The following is a 19,453-nucleotide window of genomic DNA, read 5'->3' as shown; positions in this document are numbered from 1 at the left end:
GAAGGAGCAATGCAATGAAGACCCTGTCGCAATCGACTGATGGCGAGTCGCAAGCCGACCCGCACGCGAACAAGGACCCGAAGTCGTTGCAGGAAGCCGCGGCGCCGCTGCCGCATGAAACCGACCAGCATCCGGAGTCACAGCACGAGGACCATCCGCGCGATGTCGGCAAGCAGGCGCATGAAGATATCGAGCATGGCTTGCAGGATACCGACCGCCGCGGCGGCGGCGAGTATCAGCAGCGCACGCAGAACGACTCGCATGCCGATGTGAATTCGGATCGCAAGCAGGGCGGCGCGAAGAGCGGCAAGCGCTGACGCCGCGTACCGGGCGTGACGCCTACGCGCCCGCCAGCCCAACCGGCTCCCGGTCCCAATACGGCGGATCGTCGAAATGCGCGGCGACGAAGTCGATGAATGCGACCGTCTTCGGCGGCACGAACGCGCGGCTCGGGTACACGGCCCAGATCGCGACGTCGTCCGCGAGCGGATAGCTGTCGAGCACACTGACAAGTTCGCCGCTGCCCAGATAGGGCGCCACGTCCCATGTCGATTTCAGCGCGATGCCGAAGCCCGCGAGCAGCGCGTCGCGAATCACCTCGCCATTGTCGGTGACGAGGCGGCCGCTCACGCGCACGTCGAGCGGGCCAGTGGGCGTCACGAAGCGCCAGTCGCGCTGCTCCGACAGGATGATGCACTCGTACCGCGCGAGATCCGACGGATGATGCGGCGTGCCGTGCGCGGCCAGATAGGCGGGGGCCGCGCACAGCACGCGGCGATTGACCGCGAGCCGCCGCGCGACCAGCGACGAATCCTTCAGCACTCCGACGCGGATCGCGACATCGATGCCCGCGTCGACCAGATCGACCACCTGATCCGTCAGGCGCAGATCGACGCTGACGCCCGGATAGCGGCGCAAAAACTCGCTGATCACCGGCGACACATGCTGGCGCCCGAACGACGACGGCATCGTCACGCGCAGCCGTCCCTGCGGCTCGGCCTGCGCGCGGCCGACCGATGCGCGTGCCGCGGCGGCCGCGTCGAGCAGCGCCTCGGCGCGCGTCATGAACACTTCACCGTCCTGGGTGAGGCTGATGCGGCGCGTGGTCCGATGCAACAAACGCGCGCCGAGCAGCTTTTCGAGTTGGGCGATCCGAGCGCTCGCGACCGCCGCCGACAAACCGAACTCGCGCCCAGCCGCCGACACGTTGGCGAGCAGCGCGGCGCGCACGAACAGCTCGACATCGAGCAGATCGAGCCGTTCGCGCTCGCTGGGTAGAGGCCGGCCAGCCGGATATGAACCGTTCATTATTCTGATAAACAAAATGATGTTTCAGTGATTATGACTGTTTTAGCAGAATAAGAGCCGTCTTACGATTCGGGTCATGCTTGCACATCAACCGAACCCTCAAGGAGCAACCATGAAAGCCGTCGGACTCTACCGTTATCTGCCAATCGATTACGCCGAAGCGCTCGTCGACGTCGAGATCCCCAAACCCGAAGCGAGCGGCCGCGATCTGCTGGTCAAGGTCGAAGCCATTTCCGTGAACCCGGTCGACACCAAGGTGCGCGCGCCGAAGGACAGCGTCGAGACGACGCCGCGCGTGCTCGGCTGGGACGCGGCCGGCACCGTCGTCGCGGCCGGGCCCGAGGTCACGCTGTTCAAGGTCGGCGATCCCGTGTTTTATGCGGGCAGCATTACGCGGCCGGGCGCCAACAGCGAGTTTCATCTGGTGGACGAACGGATCGTCGGACACAAGCCGGCGTCGCTCGATTTCACGCACGCGGCCGCCTTGCCGCTGACCGCGATCACTGCATGGGAAGCATTGTTCGACCGGCTCGGCGTGTCGCCGCAGGGCGCCGACGCAGGCCGCACGGTCCTGATTTTCGGTGGCGCGGGCGGGGTCGGCTCGATCGGCATCCAGCTCGCGAAGCAGCTCGCCAAGCTGAAGGTGATCGCGACCGCGTCGCGGCCCGAATCGGCGAAATGGGCACGGGAGCTCGGCGCGGATCACGTCGTCGATCACTTCGGCGATCTGTCCGCGCAGATGAAAGAGCTCGGCATCGAACAGGTCGACTACGTGCTGATCTTCAACGACACCGATCGCAATTTCCCGGCTGCGGCCGAACTGATCAAACCGCAAGGCGGTATCTGCACCATCGTCGAAAACAGCGCCGCGGTGCCGGTCGAATTGCTGAAGGCGAAGAGCGCCGCGTTTCACTGGGAATTCATGTTCACGCGCTCGATGTTCGGCACGCCCGACATGATCGAGCAGCACAAGCTGCTGACCGAGGTCGCGCGCCTCGTCGACGCGGGCACGTTGCGCACGACGCTCGGCGAGGACCTGGGCCGCATCAACGCCGAGAATCTGCGCCGCGCGCATCGGGTGCTGGAAGCAGGGCGCGCGATCGGCAAGCTGGTGCTGACCGGCTTCTGAGATGAAATCGACGCGCAGAAAGCGCGTCGCCGCAAGCGGGTTAACACCCGAGCCGACACGACACGCGCGGCAGCGCGCTTGGCGTTAGACTGACGACGCAGCATGCCAAAACGGTTGCGTGTCTTGCGGCGAGGCAAGGCGGTGTGAACCGGCCGGGCCTCGGCAGTGCGCGAACAGTGCACGGGCAATCGCGTCGACGCGAGCGCGCAGCGGCACAACAACGAGGTGACAGTATGAGCTTAAGCTTCAAACTCTCCGCCGTTTCGATTGTCGCTTCTCTCGCCTGCGCGCTCGAGCCGGCTGCTCACGCAGCCACGCCGATCACGGTGACCAACAAGGCCGCGCTCGACGGTCCGATCCGCTACACCGTTCGCGTCACGTCGAAACAGTTCGGCAATTCCCAGGAGACCCGCACGATCCGCTCGGGCGAAACGGACGACTTCACGTGGAAGACCGTGCCGCCCGGCGGTCCGGTGCCCGCTACCGACGCATGCCCGGACTATGCGTCGCTGCCGGTCGACGAGAACGGCGCGATGATCCGCCAGACGCAGATCCGTCTCGCACCGGTGGTGGCGAGCGACGGCACCGCGACCGTACAGCTGAGCTTCCAGGCGCAGACGCCGCATGGTGTCAAAACCGTGACGAGCGGAGGCAAGTCGCTCAAGTGTCCGAACGATGTGCGCATGAGTCAGATCGTGCGTTTCACGATGCCGGTCAACGGCACGACGAAAACGCTGACGCTGAACGATGGCACTGAGGTCGCCGTCACCGCGAAGCGTTGAATGATCCAGGGCGCGCGGTGATGGCCGCGTGCGCGAACCGTCACATGCGTTAGCGTGTCATCCCGGTGAGTCATCCTTTGCGTGCCTCACGCTCGACGAGCCGCGCCGGCAAGAACTGATGCTCGGCCGAAAACAGTCGTCGGTACGTGAGCAGCACTGCGCCCACCGTCCCCAGCGCCGACGCCGCCGCGATCAGAAACATGATGACGATCTGATAGCGCACCGCCTGCAATGGCGACTGCCCGGCCAGCACCTGGCCGGTCATCATGCCCGGCAAACTGACGACGCCGACCACCGCCATCTGATTCAACGTCGGCATCATGCCCGCGCGCACCGCCTGGCGCGCCGGCGCCTGCGCGGCCTCCCAGCGTGTCGCGCCGAGCGCGAGCGCCATGTCGACGCGGTCGCGCCGCGCGGTCAGTTCCTCGGTCATCCGCTCGATGCCGAGCGATACACCGGTCAGCGTGTTGCCGAGGATCATGCCGAGAATCGGAATCGCATATTGCGGCTCATACCACGGATGGATGCGGATCACGACGAACAGTCCCACCGCGGCCACGAGCCACGAGCTGACCCAGATCGACAGCACGCTGTCGGCGCGTTGCCCGGCATAGGTGTGGCTGCCGCGTTGCGCGCCGGCGAAACCCGCGATCAGCGTCATCACGATCATCAGCGGCAGCACCACGTACCAGCGAGCGAAACTGAACACCCAGCCGAGCACATAGCCGATCGCGAGCAACTGGACCACGGTGCGCACCGCCGCCCATGCGAGCTTGCGTTCGAGATCGAGTTTCAACGCGACCGACACCGCGCCATTCACGACGATCAGCAGCGTCGCGATTGCGACGTCCCACAAGCTCAGATTCTGCAGGCTCATGGGCGGGACTCCCGACGCAGGTCCGCAACATCGCGTTGGTCCGCGTCGCGCCGCACCGTGGTGTGTTCGGCCAGCACGCCGGCGCGCATCGTCAAATGTCGTTCGCTCATGCGTGCCGCCTGCTCGGGATCGTGCGATACCCATATCGATGCGTGAGCGCGAGGCGCGGCATCGAACCATGCCTGCACGAGCGCTTCGATCGCGCGCGACGAAGCCGGGTCGAGCGATGCGGTCGGCTCGTCGAGCAACAACACTTCGGGCGCGAGTTGCAGCACCCGGATCAGCGCGGCGATCTGCGCTTCGCCGCCCGACAATTCGCTTGCGCGCTTGCCGAGAAAGTCCTCGCCGCGGCCGGCCTGCATCGCAAGCGTGGCCGCCCGCGCGCGATCGAAGCGCGCGTCGCGATACGCGCGCAGATCGAACGGATAGCGCAGATTGTCTTCGACGCTGCCGTCGATCAGCGCGGGTCGCTGCCGGATATACGCGACGCCGCGCCGATAGCGCGGAATCGCCGCTCGCACGAGCGGCGCACCATGCCACAAGATGCGCCCTGCATCGATCGGATCGAGCAGCGCGAGCGCGCGCAAGAACACGCTCTTGCCGGAGCCGGACGGTCCGGTGATCGCGACGCGCTCGCCGGCGCGCAGCACGAAAGTGGTCTGCTGCAACAGCGTCTGGCCGCGCTGCGCATCACGCCGCACAATGCCGTCGGCGAAGAGGAGAGGAACATCGGTCGTCATGGTTGGAACGTCGTGGGGAGGGTGTCGCTTCGATGCCGGCGCGACGGCGTCAATGCGCCGGTCGGTCTGTCGGCAAAGCGTGCGCCATGATAAAACGACGAGGCGCGAATAGCGCACACAACCCACAACCGGCGCGACGATTCATTGCCACGCGCCAGGCACGATAACTGCTGCACCGTGCACAACGTAGAACAACATGCGGAGCATTTCAATGGCAGTGTCGAGCAGCATCGGACGACGGGTCGGAAAAATCTTTGCATGGCTGCTGGCGGTGCTCGTCATCCTGATCGTTGCGCTCGTCATCTTCATCCTGACCTTCGACTGGAACCGCGCGCGGCCTTACATCGACGACAAGGTCAGCCAGGCGATCGGCCGGCCGTTCGCGATCAACGGCGATCTGAAGGTGGGCTGGCGTCATGCGGTCGGCGAAACCGGCTGGCGCGGCTGGGTGCCCTGGCCGCGCTTTTCGGCGGCCAACATCACGATCGGCAATCCGGACTGGGCCAAACAGCCGCAGTTCGCGACGCTCGACGAAATCGACTTCGAAGTCGAGGTGCTGCCGCTGCTCGCGCACGACATCGTGATTCCGGCGATCAACCTCGTGAATCCATCGGTCGATCTCGAACGTCTTGTAGACGGCCGCAATAACTGGACCTTCAAACTGCCTTCATCGACCGGGCCATCCGAGTGGAAGCTCGATCTGCACGATATCGCGTTCGCGAAGGGCAATATCGCGCTGTCGGATCAGCAGAAGAAGGTCGAGGTGCAGATGGTCGTCGATACGCTCGGGCAGCCGATTCCAATCGGCGACGCGCTGAAGCAGCAGGAGGCGGCCTCGCGCAGCGCGTCGGCGCAGGCGATCGGCCGCGCGGGTGCGAGCAAGCTTGCCGCGCAGGCCGGAGCGCAGGCGGCGTCGGCGGCGAAGGCGGCTTCCGAAGCGGCGGCTTCTGAAGCACAGACGCCGGCACAGGCGTCGGCAGCCTCGGGCCCGGCTGCAACATCAGGCGCGCCCGCGACTTCCGGCGCGCTCGCGACGAGCGGCGCCGCCGCGCCAGGTGGTGAAACCGCCAGTGAGAGCGCCAGCACGCCTGCGGCCGTCTCGGCCGCGAGCGGCACCGCACCCGGCGCGCCACGCGCGTCGCCGCTCTATGCGATCGCCTGGACCGTCAAGGGCACCTACAACCGCACGCCGCTGTCGGGCAGCGGCAAGCTCGGCGGCGTGCTCGCGCTGCAGGACGCGAACCGGCCGTTCCCGGTGCAGGCCGACGTCAAAGCCGGCGATCTGCATATCGCCTTCGTCGGCACGATCACCGATCCGGCGCATCTCGCGGCGCTCGATCTGCGTCTCTGGCTGCAAGGCAACAGCATGGCGCGGCTGTATACGCTGACCGGGGTGACCCTGCCCGAGACCCCGCCGTACGCGACCGAGGGCCATCTGATCGGCCGGTTCAAATCGAGCGGCAACGTGTTCACGTATGAAAACTTTACAGGCCGGGTCGGCGGGAGCGATCTGAACGGTTCGTTGACCTATACCAGCCGCCAGCCGCGTCCGCTGCTGCAGGGGGAACTCGAGTCGCATCTGTTGCAGTTTTCGGATCTCGCGCCGGTGATCGGCGCCGATTCGAGCGCGAGCAAGGCGAGGCGCGGCGGCGCGGCCGCGCAGCCTAGCAACCGCGCGCTGCCGGTCGAGGAGTTCCGCACCGACCGCTGGAAGGCCATCGACGCCGACGTCAAGTTCACCGGCCGGCGCATCATCAAGAACGCGAACCTGCCGATCACGGATCTGTACACGCACGTCGTGATGACCGACGGCGTGTTGTCGCTCGTGCCGCTCAAGTTCGGCGTCGCGGGCGGCTCGCTCGCGTCGGACATTTATCTCGATGGCAGCGGGGCGCCGTTGAAGGGGCGCTTCGCGATGTCGGCGCGGCATCTGAAGCTCAAGCAACTGTTCCCGAACTTCAAGACGATGCAGAGCGCGCTCGGCGAGATCAACGGCGACGCGTCGCTGTCCGCGACCGGCAACTCTCCGGCGGCGCTCGCCGCGACTTCGAACGGCGAGCTGAAGGCGCTCGTGAGCGAGGGCACCGTGAGCCGTCTGCTGATGGAGGCGGCCGGCCTGAACGTCGCGAACGTCGTCTATGAAAAGCTGTTCGGCAATCGCGACGTGAAGATCAACTGCGCGGCCGCCGATTTCGTCGCGACCGACGGCGTGCTCGAAGCGCGCGTGTTCGCGCTCGATACCGACGACGCGGTGATCAACATCGACGGTCACATCAATCTGCGCGACGAAACGATGGACCTGGGCGTGCATCCGCATACGAAGGGCTTCCGGGTCTTTTCGCTGCGCTCGCCGCTGTACGTGAAGGGCACCTTCAAGGACCCGCACGTCGGTGTCAATGCGGCCGCGCTTGCGCTGCGTGGCGGCGCGGCGGTCGGGCTCGGGCTGATCAATCCGTTCGCTGCGCTGATCCCGCTGCTCGCGCCGAGCAACAACAAGCCGCTGCCGTGCACGCAATTGCTCGCGCAGGTGCAGCAGATGCCGAAGGCGCCGCCGCCGGGCGTGAAGCAACAGCCGAAGGCGCCGATGTCGCTGGAGGGCGCGCCGGTCAACAAGTCCTCGGGCGACGCGTCGTCGCCGGCCGCGACGGATCGCAATCGCAAGCCCGCGACGCAGTCGCCGGCGAGCGCGGCCGAATACAAGGGCAGCTGATGTTGTCGGGCTTGCCTGTGGACTGGTTGAACTGGGGCCTTGGTGGCGGCCTGGGCGTGATCTTTCTGTGGCTGATCAGCGTGCCGCCCGCGCGCGAGCGCGTCGATGATGCGATGGCCGAATGAATGGCAGGATGCCGCGCGCGCGCAACTGCGCGCGGTCGCCGTCGAAGCCCGTGTTTCAATGCAATGAACCGAACTGGAAAGCAACGCAGCGCGCCACCGAAGACGCCAGCGATGGGTGACGACATCGGCTGTCGAAACCGCGGATGAATGACGACGAAACGAGCTGTCAGTAACCCTGAACTTCAGGGTCTCTGAGCGGCGCTATCGGAGAGAGCGCGGTGTTGCATCGCCCGACGCATCCTGGCGACGCACGCCGCGGCGAGTACCGATCCGCGTCGCGCCGAACTCCGTCAGAATCTTGCCGCGCGCACGACTCGCGAACACGAGGAAGCCAAAGCCGTCGGCCTCGTACCAGTAGCCGCCGTTCTCGAGACCATCGAGCGGTTGCTCCAGTGCGTTGGTAATGGATTCGATGCAGCGCCGCCGCAATTCGGCTGGTGCGGGGTAGGGCGGTTGCGCGCCGCGCACACTGCATAGAAGCACGTCGAGTCCGGGCAGTACGTGTGCATAGAGCACCGGTTCGTCCTGCGCGCGAGCCCGCGCAATCTTGGTGTCGAGTTGACCGAACGGCTTGAAATGCCGCAGAACCGCGAGGAACGACTCGTCGCCGTCCACCTTCGCGCGTCTACGCTTTTTCGGGAAGGACATAAAAATTCGCCTGAAAAAGAATTGCAAGAAACGCTGCGTCCTCATGCGACCACTCCCGGCTTTCGCGCGCCGCACGTCGATCTTTTATAGCATACGACAAGGCCGGATTCACGATGATTCGACGTTGCTGCATCGCTCCACCGCTCCCGCACGAATCATGCCGAACCGCCTCGCCGCGCGCATTCGCATCCCAGCACACCTTGTCTCCATCATAGACGCAGGCGGCGCGGAAAAAACATCCCATCCCAATAAAAAAGTCATTTTTGTGTGGTCGAGCGCTTGCAGGCGCGCCGTTGAAATATCTCTGGTTCACGTCGATAATGGCCCGTCCGGCCGCGCGGCGCCCGCCTTACAGGGCGCCACGGGTGCGCGAGCCCCGCCGTTCGAGTGACAGCCTGAACCACAGCCTGAACGCCCTGACGGAACCATGAAACTATTCACCAAAGGCCTGCTGCTGATCGCGATACCGAGCGTGGTCGAACTCGCGCTGCTCGGGGTCGTCTTCGACACCCAGGAGCGCACCGCGCAGGCCGCGCGATGGGTCGACAACAGCAAGCAGATCCTCTACGAGTCGTCGGCCATCGTCGACCCGCTGCTGCGCCAGGCCGCGCGCGTGCGCACCGCGATGGTGACGGGCGATGCGTCGCTGAGCGACCGCCACGCGGTGTGGGTCGAACTGAACGACCGGCTCGCGAAGCTCGATGCGCTCGTCGCCGAAACACCGGCGCAAGCCGAGCGCGTACGCAGTATGCGGCGCGCGATCGAGGCGTATCGCGAACAGAGTGTCGCGATCTCGCAGGCTTTGCACGAGGGGCGCAGTCTACGCCCCTATATCACGCTCGAAACCGGCGAGTTGCCGGAGCAGATCGCCGTGTTCCGCGAGGAGTTGGCCCAGTTCGACGCCGCGGCGTCGGTACTCGATGCCGAGCGCTCGAGCGCGCTCGGCGAGCGTCGTGACCTTCAGCAGCGCGTGCTGATCGCCGCGGCATTCGGCTCGATGCTGATCTGGGCGGTCACCGCCTTCGTGTTCGCGCGCGGCATCGGCCAGCGCCTCGAAGTGCTGACCGATAACGCCGAGCGGCTCGGCAGCGGCCGGCCGCTCGCGGCGCCGTTGTCGGGCAGCGACGAAATCGCCGCGCTCGACTCGGTGCTGCATCAGACCGATACGCGTCTGCGCGAGGCGGAAGCCGGGCAGCAGGCCCTGAAGACCGAGCTCGAAGCACGCGCGCGCGAACTGACGGCCGTCAATGAGGAATTGCGCCAGGAAACGCAGGACAACGAGATGTTCATCTACAGCGTGTCGCATGATCTGCGCTCGCCGCTCGTGAATCTGCAAGGGTTTTCGAAGGAGCTGCACGTATCGTGCGACGAACTGGACGGCCTCGTCGGGCGGGCTCGCCTGCCTGAGATCGAAGCGCGGCGCATGACGCAGATTCTCGATGGCGACATGCGCGAGTCGTTGCACTATTTGCGCACGGCTGTTGCGCGCGCGGCGGCGATCATCGACGCGCTGTTGCGCATCTCGCGTGCGGGACGGCTCGAATACCAGTGGCAGCGGGTCAGCGTCGGGCGCGCGGTGGCGCGGGTCGTCGATGGGTTGCAAGGCACGATCGACCAGCGCGCCGCGAGCGTCACGGTGCGCGAGCTGCCGCCCGCATGGGGCGATCCGGCGGCGGTCGAACAGATCTTCAGCAACCTGATCGGCAATGCGCTGACTTTTCTCGATCCGGCGCGCCGCGGGCGCATCGAGGTCGGCGCGCTGGCGCCCGAACCCGTCGATGAAAGCGAGCCGCGCGCGGTCCGTATGCGCACCTATTACGTCCGCGATAATGGGCTAGGCATTCCGGCCGCGTATCTATCGAAGGTGTTTCGCGCGTTCCAGCGTCTGCATGCAGACGTCGCTAGCGGCGATGGGATCGGCCTCGCGGTGGTGCGGCGCACGGTCGAGCGGCACGGCGGGCGGGTCTGGGTCGAATCGGCCGAGGGCGCCGGTTCGACTTTTTTCGTGGTGCTGCCCGAGCAGCCCGTGCGCTTCTGAGTGTTGCGCATGCCGCGCGGACATGGATGACGAATCGTTGGCACGGAGAGCCTACGAATCACGCGCAAACGGCCAGCATCGTTCTGATCGAAGACGACGACGGCCACGCAACGCTCGTCGAGCGGAATCTGCGCCGCGCCGGCGCGAAGCCGCTCGCTGCTACGAACCCGGTTGCAACGTCTACGTCTGCAAGCCGGTCGAATACGATACGTTCATCGAGGCCGTGCGCCGGCTGGGCTTTTTTCTGCAAGTGGGCAAGCTGCTGCCGGCGCATCGGCTCGAGCCGGCCTGAAGGCGACCGAAAGCCGTTCATGACAACATAAGCACTGACCTTAGCCACAGAGCATCCGCATGACCGAAGAAGTGTCCAAGCCGCAAGCCGCTTATGTGCTCGTTGTCGATGACGACGAGGGCATCCTGCGGCTCGCGCGCAAGTCGCTCGAACGCGCCGGCTGCCGGGTGGCGAGCTGCGCCGGTGTCGAGGCGGCCCGCGAGCGGCTCGCGAGCGGCGGCCTCGATCTGCTGGTGCTCGACTATCAGTTGAACGGGCCGGAGACCGGGCTCGATTTCTTCCGTCGTTTGCGCGCGGAGGGTGTGCGCATTCCGGCGATTCTCGTGACCGGCTTCACCGACGAGTCGCGCGTGATCGAAGCGCTGCGCGCGGGCGTGTCCGACGTGGTGCCGAAGTCCGGCGACTATCTCGACTATCTGCCGGAGGCTGTGGAGCGCGTGCTGTCGCAGGTGCGGCTGCAACGCGCGTCCGACGAAGCGCTGCTGCTGCGCGATCGCGAACTGCATTACCGCACGCTGTCGGAGACGTTGCCGCATCTGGTGCTGACCTGCGACGCGGCCGGCGATTGCGACTTCCTGTCGAAGCAATGGTACGACTACACGGGCTTGCGCGAACCCAGCTCGCATGGTCTTGCGTGGCTCGACGCCGTGCATCCCGACGATCGCGAGCAGATCCGGCAAAGCTGGCTCAAGGCCGTGACGAGCCGCAACGGCGACTATCGGCACGAGATGCGGATTCGCCGCCACGACGGCGAGTACCGCTGGTTCGACGTGCGCGTGGTCCCGATGCGCGATGCCGAAGGCAACGTCAGCAAATGGTTCGGCAGTTGCACCGACATTCACTCGCAGCGCGAGGCGATCGAGGAGCGCGAGCGGCTGCTCGAGTCCGAGCAGGCCGCGCGCCAGGCCGCCGAAGAAGCGAATCGCGCGAAGGACCGTTTTCTCGCGATGCTGTCGCACGAATTGCGCACGCCGCTCACTCCGGTGCTGGCGGGCGCGAGCGTGCTCGAGATGATTGCCGATCTGCCCGAGCAGGCACGTGCGAGCGTGCGGATGATCCGCCGCAACGTCGAGCTGGAGGCACGGCTGATCGACGATCTGCTCGATCTGACGCGCGTCGCGAACGGCAAGCTGCGGCTGTCGCTGGAAACCGTCGACGTGCACGACGTGATCGACAGCGTGCTCGAACTCTTTCGCAGCGAAATCCAGGTCAAGCAGCAGGACGTGCATGTCGACAAGCGCGCGACGCATCACTACGTGCTCGCCGATCGCGCGCGTCTGCAACAGATGCTGTGGAACCTGATTCGCAATGCCGCCAAGTTCACGCCGGACGGCGGCCATATCTATGTACGCACGCGCGACGAACGCATGCAGGTGCAGATCTCGGTCGAAGACACCGGCATCGGCATCGAGCCGGAGCAGATCGGCAAGCTGTTCAACGCGTTCGAGCAGGGCGACCAGAGTATGACGCGGCAATTCGGCGGGCTGGGTCTCGGTCTCGCGATCACGAAGGCGCTGACCGACGTGCACGGCGGCACCGTGACCGCGCAGAGTCCCGGTCCGCATTGTGGCGCGACCTTCACGATCACGCTGCCGACCGCGGCCGCGCCGGCCACCGCGCCGCCGGTCATCGTGCCGAGCACCGTGCAGCCGGCGAGTTCGCTGACCGTGCTGCTGATCGAGGATCATGCCGATACTGCCGACGTGATGGCCCAATTGATGCACGGCTTGGGTCATCAGGTGACGGTGGTCGGGCGCATCGACGATGCGCTTGCGGCGACGCAGTTGCAGAACTTCGATCTGGTTGTCAGCGATGTCGGGTTGCCCGATGGCACCGGCCTCGATTTCATCGAGGCGTTTCGCGAACATTCCGATGTGCCAGCCGTCGCGTTGACCGGCTTCGGCACCGACGAGGATGTGCGCCGTTGTTTGGGTGCGGGCTTTACATCGCATCTGACGAAGCCTGTCAATTTCGGCCAACTCGAAGCGATGATCGAAAGCGCCGCGCAATTGAAGGCGCAAAAGAATGCGCAAGGCTCGATAAAGGGCAGTGCGCTGAAAGCAAAGTGAAAAGACAAAGGCCTGTTGCGAAGTCAGTCGCAACAGGCCTTTTTCATTTCACTGGCTCAGGTATTTGAAACCGAGCTTTATTTAACAATTAACGCTGCTGGTTTTTCAGCGAATCGCGGATCTCGCGAAGCAGCAGCACGTCTTCCGGCGTCGGCGGCGGTTCCGCCGGAGCAGCTTGCGGCTCCTTGCGCAGTTTGTTGATGAACTTGACCATCAGAAAGATGATGAACGCGAGGATGATGAAGTTGATCGTCGCGGTAATGAATGAGCCGTAACCGAACACCGCCACGCCGGCCGTCTGCAGGTCTTTATACGATTCGGGGTTGCCTTTGTAAGTCGCTGGAATATGGCCGAGGCGAACGAACAGATTGGAGAAATCGAAGCCGCCGGTAGCGAGCCCGACGACCGGCATGATCAGGTCTTTAACCACGGAATTGACAATGGTGGAAAATGCGCCGCCGATAATCACACCGACCGCCAGATCCATCACATTGCCTTTGAGGGCAAATTCTTTAAATTCCTGGATCATGCTCATACACACACCTCCCTGATATGAATAGCCGAATCATACCAACCTGAAGCGGATAGGCTAGTGCTTTGGCCCCGACGCAACAAGTGCATTCGCTGCGTGTCGTTAATGAGGAAACTGTGACTCGCTATGACGTGCACGCTCCAGATGCGCGGCAAAACTGACCGGGTCGATGTTCGCGCCGCACAGCAGCACGCCCACACGTTTGCCCTGCAACTGTTCGCGCAACGGTCCGAGCAGTGCTGCGGTGGCGGCCGCGCAAGCCGGCTCGACCGCGAGCTTCAGCTGATTGAACAGGATCAGCATCGCTTCGCGCAACTGATCGTCGGACACCGTGACGAGCCGATCGATATGGCGGCGGCACAACTCGTAGCTGTATTGCTCGGTATGCGGCGACATCAGCGAATCGGCGATGCTGTACATATGGCCCATTCTGACCGTATGGTTGGCGGCAAAACTCTTGCTCATCACATCGGAGCCTTCGGGTTCGACGCCGTACACGTGTATGTTCGGATTCGCGAGGCGCAGCGCGGTGGAGACGCCGGCCGCGAGTCCGCCGCCGCCGATCGGCACGATCACCGCTTCGAGGTCGGGTGTTTGCGTCGCCCATTCGTAGCCGAGCGTCGCCGAGCCGAGCACCGTGCGATAACCGTTGAACGGATGCACGAAATAACGGCCTTCCTCGGCCTCGATGCGTCGCACCAGTTCGAACGCTTCGGCGAGATCTTCCGCATAGACGATGTCGGCGCCGTATGCACGGCACAACGCGACGCGCGCCGGATTCGCCGCGCTGAACAGCACGACCTTCGCGCTGACGCCGAGCCGCATCGCCGCATAGGCGACCGCCACCGCGTGATTGCCGCCCGACACGCAGGTGACGCCCGCGCTCTTCTGCGCGTCGTCGAGCGCGAGCAGGTTCGTAAAGGCGCCGCGCGCCTTGAAGCTGCCACCCGCCTGCAAGAGCTCGAACTTGAAATTGACGACGGTGCCGCGCAGCGACGAGAAGTCGAGCCGGTCGAACACCGGCGTGCGCGCGACCCACGGGGTCAATGCGAAATGCTGCGCGGCGATGTCGTCGAACGTGGGGATCGGCTCGCCGTCGATCGTGTGATCCGTGTGCTGCTGCATGGCGCTGGACATGGCGGTCGCTCCGGAGTCGTCGATGTCGCTGAGACCCGTGGCGCGGCGCGCAGGTTCACCGCGGCTGCGCGCCGCTGCAACGAGACGGGCTAAGCGGCCTCGACCGACATGCTGTGAATGAACTTGCGCAGGAAGCGCTCGCACGCGACGAGCTGCTCGAGCTCGACGAATTCGTTCGCCTTGTGCGCCTGCTGGATATCGCCGGGGCCGCAGACGATGCTCGGAATCCCCGCGTTCGAAAACAGGCCTGCCTCGGTGCCGTACGCGACCTTACGCTTGTCCTGGTCGGCCGTCAGCGCGCGCACGAGTTGCGTGATCGCGGCCTGTTCAGACGAATCCAGTCCGGGCGCCGCGGCTATCTTCGTGATCTCGATCGCGGCCGACGGATGCTCGCGCAGCATTTTCGGCAGCAGCGTTTCGCGCGCGTAGCTGTCGATGCGCGCGAAGATCTGCTCGGGATCGAGCGTCGGCAGATTGCGGAATTCGAACTGGAACTGGCATTCGGCCGGCACCGTGTTGATCGCGTTGCCGCCCGTGATCGTGCTGGTCTGCGCGGTGCTGAACGGCACGTCGTACAGTTCGTCGAACGGGCCTTGCGCGCGGAACCGGTCGGCCATGTCGCGGATGTGGCAGATCAGGCGCGCCGCGTACTCGATCGCGTTCAAGCCCTTCGGCGTCAGCGACGAATGCGCGGCCTGGCCTCGCACGCAGCAGTGATACGCGTTGATGCCCTTGTGCGCGATGATCGGGCGCATGCTGGTCGGCTCGCCGACGATACAGCCGTCCGGCTTCACGCCGCGCTTCATCAGATCGGCGATCATCAGCGGCGCGCCGACGCAGCCAACTTCCTCGTCGAATGACAGCGCGAAGTGGATCGGTTTCGCAAGCCTGGTACGCTGCATCTCGGGCACGAGCGCGAGCGCCGCGCCGATGAAACCCTTCATGTCGCAGGTGCCGCGGCCGTAGAGCTTGTCACCGCGAATCTCGGGCTTGAACGGATCGCTGTCCCATTGCTGGCCATCCACTGGCACGACGTCAGTATGGCCCGACAGCACGACGCCGCCGTTCGTTTCGCCATCGTGCGCGGGAATCGTCGCGAACAGGTTCGCCCATTTGCCGCCCTTGCCGTGCGTCAGCGTCGCGTCGATACCGACCGCGCGCAGTTCGTCGCGCACGATTTCGATCAGGCCGAGATTCGGATTGCGGCTCACCGTGTCCATCGACACGAGACGGGTGACCCAGGGCAGAGATACCGGAGAAGCGGGAGAAGCGGAGGAGGCGGGCGACTGCGACGATTGAGCCGTTTCAGCGACGTGAGACATGACATGACTCCATCATTTTGTGTCTATCGATCATATCCCATATTGCATTTTGGTAAGGTGGCCAAAACGCCCGGCGCGCGTTGGCGCAGCGCAGCATCGATGCAAGAAAACGGGGGACGTCCCCCCGTTTTTTTGCTGTTTCAGGACCCTCAGCGCGCGGGCGCCGGCGCCGTGCCGCGGCTCGGCGAACCGAGCGCGCGCAAGGTCTCCTTGACGGTCGCGACGCGCACCGCGAGATCCGGGCTGCGCGTTTCGATACGCAGCTTGTCCTGGCCCGCGAGCTTGATGTGCTTGTGCTTCTGCACCATCTCGATGATCCGCATCGCGTCGACGGGCGGATTAGGGATGAACTGCAGGCCGATCACCGCTTCGCCGGCATCGATCTTCGAAATGCCGAGCGGTTTGGCGGCGAGCCGCAGACGATGCGTCTCCACCAGCGCATGCGCCTGCGGCGGCAGCTTGCCGAAGCGGTCGATCAGCTCCTCCTGGATACCGTCGATCGAATCGCTGTGTTCGCAGTTCGCGAGGCGCTTGTACAGCGACAGACGTTCCTGCACGTCGCCGCAATAATCCGACGGCAGGATTGCCGGCGAATGCAGGTTGATCTCGGTGGTCGCCGCGAGCGGCGCGGTGAGGTCCGGTTCCTTGCCGTTCTTGAGCGCCTTCACCGCGTCATTGAGCATGTCGGTATAAAGCTGGAAGCCGATCTCGTGAATCTCGCCCGACTGCTTGTCGCCGAGCACCTCGCCGGTGCCGCGAATCTCGAGGTCGTGCATCGCGAGATAGAAGCCCGAGCCGAGCTCCTCCATCTGCTGGATTGCTTCGAGCCGTCGTTGCGCCTGCTTGGTGAGCCCCTGTGGATCATGCACGAGCAGATACGAATATGCCTGGTGATGCGAGCGGCCGACCCGGCCCCGCAACTGATGCAATTGCGCGAGACCGAACTTGTCGGAACGATGGATCAGGATCGTGTTCGCGCTCGGCACGTCGATGCCGGTTTCGATGATCGTCGTGCACAGCAGCACGTTAGCGCGTTGCGCGACGAAGTCGCGCATCACGCGTTCCAGTTCGCGCTCGTGCATCTGCCCATGCGCGACCGCGATGCGCGCTTCGGGCACGAGTGCTTCGAGCATCTGCCGGCGGTTTTCGATCGTCTCGACTTCGTTGTGCAGGAAGTAGACCTGGCCGCCGCGCTTCAGCTCGCGCAGCATCGCTTCGCGAATCACGCTGTCTTCCTCGCGCCGCACGAAAGTCTTGATCGCAAGGCGCTTTTGCGGCGCCGTGGCGATCACCGAGAAATCGCGCAGGCCTTCGAGCGCCATGCCGAGCGTGCGCGGAATCGGCGTCGCGGTCAGCGTAAGCACGTCGACTTCAGCGCGCAGCGCCTTCAGCGCTTCCTTCTGACGCACGCCGAAGCGATGCTCCTCGTCGATGATCACGAGCCCGAGCCGCTTGAACTGCACATCCGACGACAGCAGCTTGTGCGTGCCGATCACGATGTCGACCGAACCTTCGTTGATCTGCTGGATCGCCGCGTTCACTTCCTTGGTCGACTTGAAGCGCGACAGCTCGGCGATGCGCACCGGCCAGTCGGAGAAGCGGTCACTGAAGGTTTGCGTGTGCTGTTCGGCGAGCAGCGTGGTGGGTGACAGCAGCGCGACCTGCTTGCCGCCCATCACCGCGATGAACGCCGCGCGCAACGCGACCTCGGTCTTGCCGAAGCCGACGTCGCCGCACACGAGCCGGTCCATCGGCTTGCCGCCCGTCATGTCGCCGATCACGGCCGCGATCGCGGCGGCCTGGTCCGGCGTCTCCTCGAAACCGAAGCTCTCGGCGAACTTCACATAGTCCTTCGGTTCGAGCGCGAACGCGTGGCCTTCGCGGGCGGCGCGGCGCGCGTACAGGTTGAGCAGTTCGGCGGCGGTATCGCGGATCTGCTGCGCGGCCTTGCGCTTGGCCTTTTCCCACTGGCCCGAACCCAGCGAATGCAGCGGCGCGCTTTCCGGATCGGCGCCGCTGTAGCGCGAGATCACGTGCAATTGCGCGACCGGCACGTAGAGCTTGCTGTCGCCCGCGTATTCAAGGTGCAGGAACTCGGTTTCACCTTCGCCGAGGTCCATCGTCACGAGACCCATGTAGCGGCCGATACCGTGCTGCGAATGGACCACCGGATCGCCGACCTTCAGCTCGGACAGATCGCGCACCATCGAATCGACGTTGCTCGCCTGTTCCTGGCGGCGTCGTCCCGCGCGGCGCGCGAGCGGTCCGTACAGCTCGGTCTCGGTGATGATCGTGATGCCGTCGCCCGGCACCGCGAAGCCGTTCGCGAGCGGCGCGACGCCGAGCGAGAACGGCGCATCGCTCTTGAGCCAGTCGGCGAAGCTGTCGGCCGAGGCGGGCTTCAGCTGATTGTCGGCGAGCAGTTGCAGCAGCGTCTCGCGACGGCCCGCCGATTCGGCGGCGAACAGCACGCGGTTCGGCGTCGTGCTCAGATACGCGCGCAGTGCCGAGACGGGGTCGTCGGCGTGACGGTCGATCGCGAGGTTCGGCAGAGCGATCGACCAGGCGCCGCCGCCGTTGGTGGGCAGCACGAGCCGTGCGAACGGTTTCGCGAACGTGAAGAAATCTTCGTCCGACAGGAACAGCTTCTGCGGTTCGAGTATCGGCCGGTCGCGGTCGTGCGACAGGAAGTTGAAGCGCTGCTTCGTGTCGTTCGTGAAGCGCCGGATCGCCGCGTCCAGATCGCCGACGAACGCGAGCTGGGAACCGTCGGGCAGGTAATGGAAGAGGGTGGCCGTTTCCTCGAAGAACAGCGGCAGATAGTATTCGATGCCCGCCGACGGCACGCCGTTGCCGATGTCTTTGTAGATCGATGCGCGGCTCGGATCGCCCTCGAAGGTCTCGCGCCAGCGGCTGCGGAATGCGGTGCGCGCGGCTTCGTCGAACGGGAATTCGCGGCCCGGCAGCAGACGCACGTCCTTGACCGGATAGAGGCTGCGCTGCGTGTCGGGGTCGAATGCGCGGATCGAGTCGACCTGGTCATCGAACAGGTCGATCCGGTAGGGCAGCGGGGAGCCCATCGGGAACAGATCGAGCAGCGAGCCGCGCACGCAGTATTCGCCGGGACGCACGACCTGGCTCACGTGCTCGTAGCCGGCGAGCGTCAGCTGCGCCTTCAGCTTCGCTTCGTCGAGCCGTTCACCCTGCGAGAACGAGAACGTGTAGGCGGCGAGGAACGACGCGGGCGGCATCCGGTACAAGGCCGTCGTGGCCGGCACGAGCAGGATGTCGCAGCGGCCTTCGCCGAGATCGTGCAGCGTCGCGAGACGCTCGGACACGAGGTCCTGGTGTGGCGAAAACGTGTCGTAAGGCAGGGTCTCCCAGTCGGGCAAGAGGCGCACGCGCGCGTCGGGCGCGAAGAAGCCGATTTCCTGCGACAGCCGCTGGGCGTCAACCGCGCTTTCGCAGACCACCGCCAGCAGCGGCATCTTCTCGCGATAGCTGAGATGGTAGCGGGCGATCAGCAGCGCGTCGGACGAACCGCGCGTGCCGTCGAAGGCGAAACGCTGGCCGGCCTTGACGAGCGCGACGGGCGAGGAGGACTGCGAGATTGCGGCGATGTCTGGCATAAAGGAGAGAAAGCGGCTCGGGGCTCACACGACGGCCAAGTTTACGCGTCCACGGGCGTGAATGCGAAGGACGTATTATAAAATCCGTCCTTTACTTTGACCTGGCGGCATCCGC

At 65.0% G+C, this 19,453-nt stretch carries 16 protein-coding genes and 1 pseudogene; 8 read left to right on the top strand and 9 right to left on the bottom strand.

The features are described 5' to 3' along the window. Nucleotides 1–14: 14 nt before the first annotated feature. A complete protein-coding gene (locus AB3X96_RS05935; RefSeq protein ID WP_368588969.1) occupies nt 15–317 on the top strand; it encodes a hypothetical protein in 303 nt (100 codons plus the stop codon). Between the two features lie 22 nt (nt 318–339). Here the strand turns inward: AB3X96_RS05935 and AB3X96_RS05930 are convergent, their stop codons facing one another. Next, nucleotides 340–1,308, bottom strand: coding sequence for a LysR family transcriptional regulator (locus AB3X96_RS05930; RefSeq protein WP_368588968.1), 969 nt, complete (start codon nt 1,306–1,308; stop codon nt 340–342). A 112-nt stretch (nt 1,309–1,420) separates the two neighbouring features. Here AB3X96_RS05930 and AB3X96_RS05925 point away from each other — a divergent pair, with 112 nt between their 5' ends. Then, nucleotides 1,421–2,437, top strand: coding sequence for a zinc-binding alcohol dehydrogenase family protein (locus AB3X96_RS05925; protein ID WP_368588967.1), 1,017 nt, complete (start codon nt 1,421–1,423; stop codon nt 2,435–2,437). A 233-nt stretch (nt 2,438–2,670) separates the two neighbouring features. Further along, nucleotides 2,671–3,219, top strand: coding sequence for a DUF6013 family protein (locus tag AB3X96_RS05920; RefSeq protein ID WP_368588966.1), 549 nt, complete (start codon nt 2,671–2,673; stop codon nt 3,217–3,219). 70 nt (nt 3,220–3,289) lie between these two features. Here the strand turns inward: AB3X96_RS05920 and fetB are convergent, their stop codons facing one another. Together fetB and AB3X96_RS05910 are read right to left on the bottom strand one after the other, a co-directional pair. After that, the gene (fetB, locus tag AB3X96_RS05915; protein WP_176119868.1) at nt 3,290–4,096 is read right to left on the bottom strand and encodes an iron export ABC transporter permease subunit FetB; all 807 of its coding nucleotides are present in this window, start codon (nt 4,094–4,096) and stop codon (nt 3,290–3,292) included. Beyond that, nucleotides 4,093–4,836 carry an ATP-binding cassette domain-containing protein gene (locus AB3X96_RS05910; RefSeq protein ID WP_368588965.1) on the bottom strand — a complete coding sequence of 248 codons (744 nt, stop codon included), beginning with the start codon at nt 4,834–4,836 and terminating at the stop codon, nt 4,093–4,095. The genes fetB and AB3X96_RS05910 overlap by 4 nt, the downstream gene beginning before the upstream one ends. Before the next feature lie 211 nt (nt 4,837–5,047). Here AB3X96_RS05910 and AB3X96_RS05905 point away from each other — a divergent pair, with 211 nt between their 5' ends. Together AB3X96_RS05905 and AB3X96_RS05900 are read left to right on the top strand one after the other, a co-directional pair. Next, nucleotides 5,048–7,546, top strand: a complete 2,499-nt coding sequence (locus tag AB3X96_RS05905) for an AsmA family protein (protein WP_368588964.1) — start codon at nt 5,048–5,050, stop codon at nt 7,544–7,546. Beyond that, a complete protein-coding gene (locus tag AB3X96_RS05900) occupies nt 7,546–7,671 on the top strand; it encodes a hypothetical protein (RefSeq protein WP_368588963.1) in 126 nt (41 codons plus the stop codon). Before AB3X96_RS05905 ends, AB3X96_RS05900 begins: the two co-directional genes overlap by 1 nt. A 201-nt stretch (nt 7,672–7,872) precedes the next feature. On the opposite strand, the gene AB3X96_RS05895 is transcribed toward AB3X96_RS05900, so the two are convergent. Both AB3X96_RS05895 and AB3X96_RS05890 read right to left on the bottom strand, forming a co-directional pair. Continuing rightward, the gene (locus AB3X96_RS05895; protein WP_013089382.1) at nt 7,873–8,364 is read right to left on the bottom strand and encodes a hypothetical protein; all 492 of its coding nucleotides are present in this window, start codon (nt 8,362–8,364) and stop codon (nt 7,873–7,875) included. After that, nucleotides 8,297–8,632: a hypothetical protein gene (locus AB3X96_RS05890; RefSeq protein WP_157646264.1), complete on the bottom strand. Its 336-nt coding sequence runs from the start codon at nt 8,630–8,632 to the stop codon at nt 8,297–8,299. The genes AB3X96_RS05895 and AB3X96_RS05890 overlap by 68 nt, the downstream gene beginning before the upstream one ends. Before the next feature lie 114 nt (nt 8,633–8,746). On the opposite strand from AB3X96_RS05890, the gene AB3X96_RS05885 reads away from it, so the two are divergent. From AB3X96_RS05885 to AB3X96_RS05875, 3 genes and pseudogenes are all read left to right on the top strand, one after another. Continuing rightward, nucleotides 8,747–10,357 carry an ATP-binding protein gene (locus tag AB3X96_RS05885; RefSeq protein ID WP_368588962.1) on the top strand — a complete coding sequence of 537 codons (1,611 nt, stop codon included), beginning with the start codon at nt 8,747–8,749 and terminating at the stop codon, nt 10,355–10,357. Nucleotides 10,358–10,383: 26 nt separating this feature from the next. Continuing rightward, nucleotides 10,384–10,649, top strand: a pseudogene (locus tag AB3X96_RS05880) (hypothetical protein). A gap of 59 nt (nt 10,650–10,708) precedes the next feature. Continuing rightward, nucleotides 10,709–12,718, top strand: coding sequence for a response regulator (locus tag AB3X96_RS05875; RefSeq protein ID WP_368588961.1), 2,010 nt, complete (start codon nt 10,709–10,711; stop codon nt 12,716–12,718). 88 nt (nt 12,719–12,806) lie between these two features. Here AB3X96_RS05875 and mscL read toward each other — a convergent pair whose 3' ends face one another. The 4 genes from mscL to mfd form a co-directional block, all read right to left on the bottom strand. Beyond that, nucleotides 12,807–13,253, bottom strand: a complete 447-nt coding sequence (gene mscL, locus AB3X96_RS05870) for a large conductance mechanosensitive channel protein MscL (protein WP_018432034.1) — start codon at nt 13,251–13,253, stop codon at nt 12,807–12,809. A 99-nt stretch (nt 13,254–13,352) separates the two neighbouring features. Then, complete coding sequence (locus AB3X96_RS05865; protein ID WP_368588960.1) at nt 13,353–14,387, bottom strand: threonine/serine dehydratase; 1,035 nt, start codon at nt 14,385–14,387, stop codon at nt 13,353–13,355. Between the two features lie 89 nt (nt 14,388–14,476). Next, nucleotides 14,477–15,709, bottom strand: coding sequence for an acetylornithine deacetylase (gene argE / locus AB3X96_RS05860; protein WP_368588959.1), 1,233 nt, complete (start codon nt 15,707–15,709; stop codon nt 14,477–14,479). Nucleotides 15,710–15,858: 149 nt separating this feature from the next. Continuing rightward, complete coding sequence (gene mfd / locus AB3X96_RS05855) at nt 15,859–19,338, bottom strand: transcription-repair coupling factor (protein WP_368588958.1); 3,480 nt, start codon at nt 19,336–19,338, stop codon at nt 15,859–15,861. Nucleotides 19,339–19,453: the final 115 nt, after the last annotated feature.

Source organism: Paraburkholderia sp. BR13439 (assembly GCF_040948805.1).
Classification (GTDB): domain Bacteria; phylum Pseudomonadota; class Gammaproteobacteria; order Burkholderiales; family Burkholderiaceae; genus Paraburkholderia; species Paraburkholderia youngii.
The sequence above is the reverse complement of the archived record's forward strand: the minus strand, read 5'-3'. Positions and strand labels throughout refer to the sequence as shown.

Bases quoted from the DNA above. Each gene is read 5' to 3' on its own strand.
- AB3X96_RS05935 (WP_368588969.1), top strand. From the start codon at position 15: ATGAAGACCCTGTCGCAATCGACTGATGGCGAGTCGCAAGCCGACCCG.
- AB3X96_RS05930 (WP_368588968.1), bottom strand. From the start codon at position 1,308: ATGAACGGTTCATATCCGGCTGGCCGGCCTCTACCCAGCGAGCGCGAA.
- AB3X96_RS05925 (WP_368588967.1), top strand. From the start codon at position 1,421: ATGAAAGCCGTCGGACTCTACCGTTATCTGCCAATCGATTACGCCGAA.
- AB3X96_RS05920 (WP_368588966.1), top strand. From the start codon at position 2,671: ATGAGCTTAAGCTTCAAACTCTCCGCCGTTTCGATTGTCGCTTCTCTC.
- fetB (WP_176119868.1), bottom strand. From the start codon at position 4,096: ATGAGCCTGCAGAATCTGAGCTTGTGGGACGTCGCAATCGCGACGCTG.
- AB3X96_RS05910 (WP_368588965.1), bottom strand. From the start codon at position 4,836: ATGACGACCGATGTTCCTCTCCTCTTCGCCGACGGCATTGTGCGGCGT.
- AB3X96_RS05905 (WP_368588964.1), top strand. From the start codon at position 5,048: ATGGCAGTGTCGAGCAGCATCGGACGACGGGTCGGAAAAATCTTTGCA.
- AB3X96_RS05900 (WP_368588963.1), top strand. From the start codon at position 7,546: ATGTTGTCGGGCTTGCCTGTGGACTGGTTGAACTGGGGCCTTGGTGGC.
- AB3X96_RS05895 (WP_013089382.1), bottom strand. From the start codon at position 8,364: ATGAGGACGCAGCGTTTCTTGCAATTCTTTTTCAGGCGAATTTTTATG.
- AB3X96_RS05885 (WP_368588962.1), top strand. From the start codon at position 8,747: ATGAAACTATTCACCAAAGGCCTGCTGCTGATCGCGATACCGAGCGTG.
- AB3X96_RS05875 (WP_368588961.1), top strand. From the start codon at position 10,709: ATGACCGAAGAAGTGTCCAAGCCGCAAGCCGCTTATGTGCTCGTTGTC.
- mscL (WP_018432034.1), bottom strand. From the start codon at position 13,253: ATGAGCATGATCCAGGAATTTAAAGAATTTGCCCTCAAAGGCAATGTG.
- AB3X96_RS05865 (WP_368588960.1), bottom strand. From the start codon at position 14,387: ATGTCCAGCGCCATGCAGCAGCACACGGATCACACGATCGACGGCGAG.
- argE (WP_368588959.1), bottom strand. From the start codon at position 15,709: ATGTCTCACGTCGCTGAAACGGCTCAATCGTCGCAGTCGCCCGCCTCC.
- mfd (WP_368588958.1), bottom strand. From the start codon at position 19,338: ATGCCAGACATCGCCGCAATCTCGCAGTCCTCCTCGCCCGTCGCGCTC.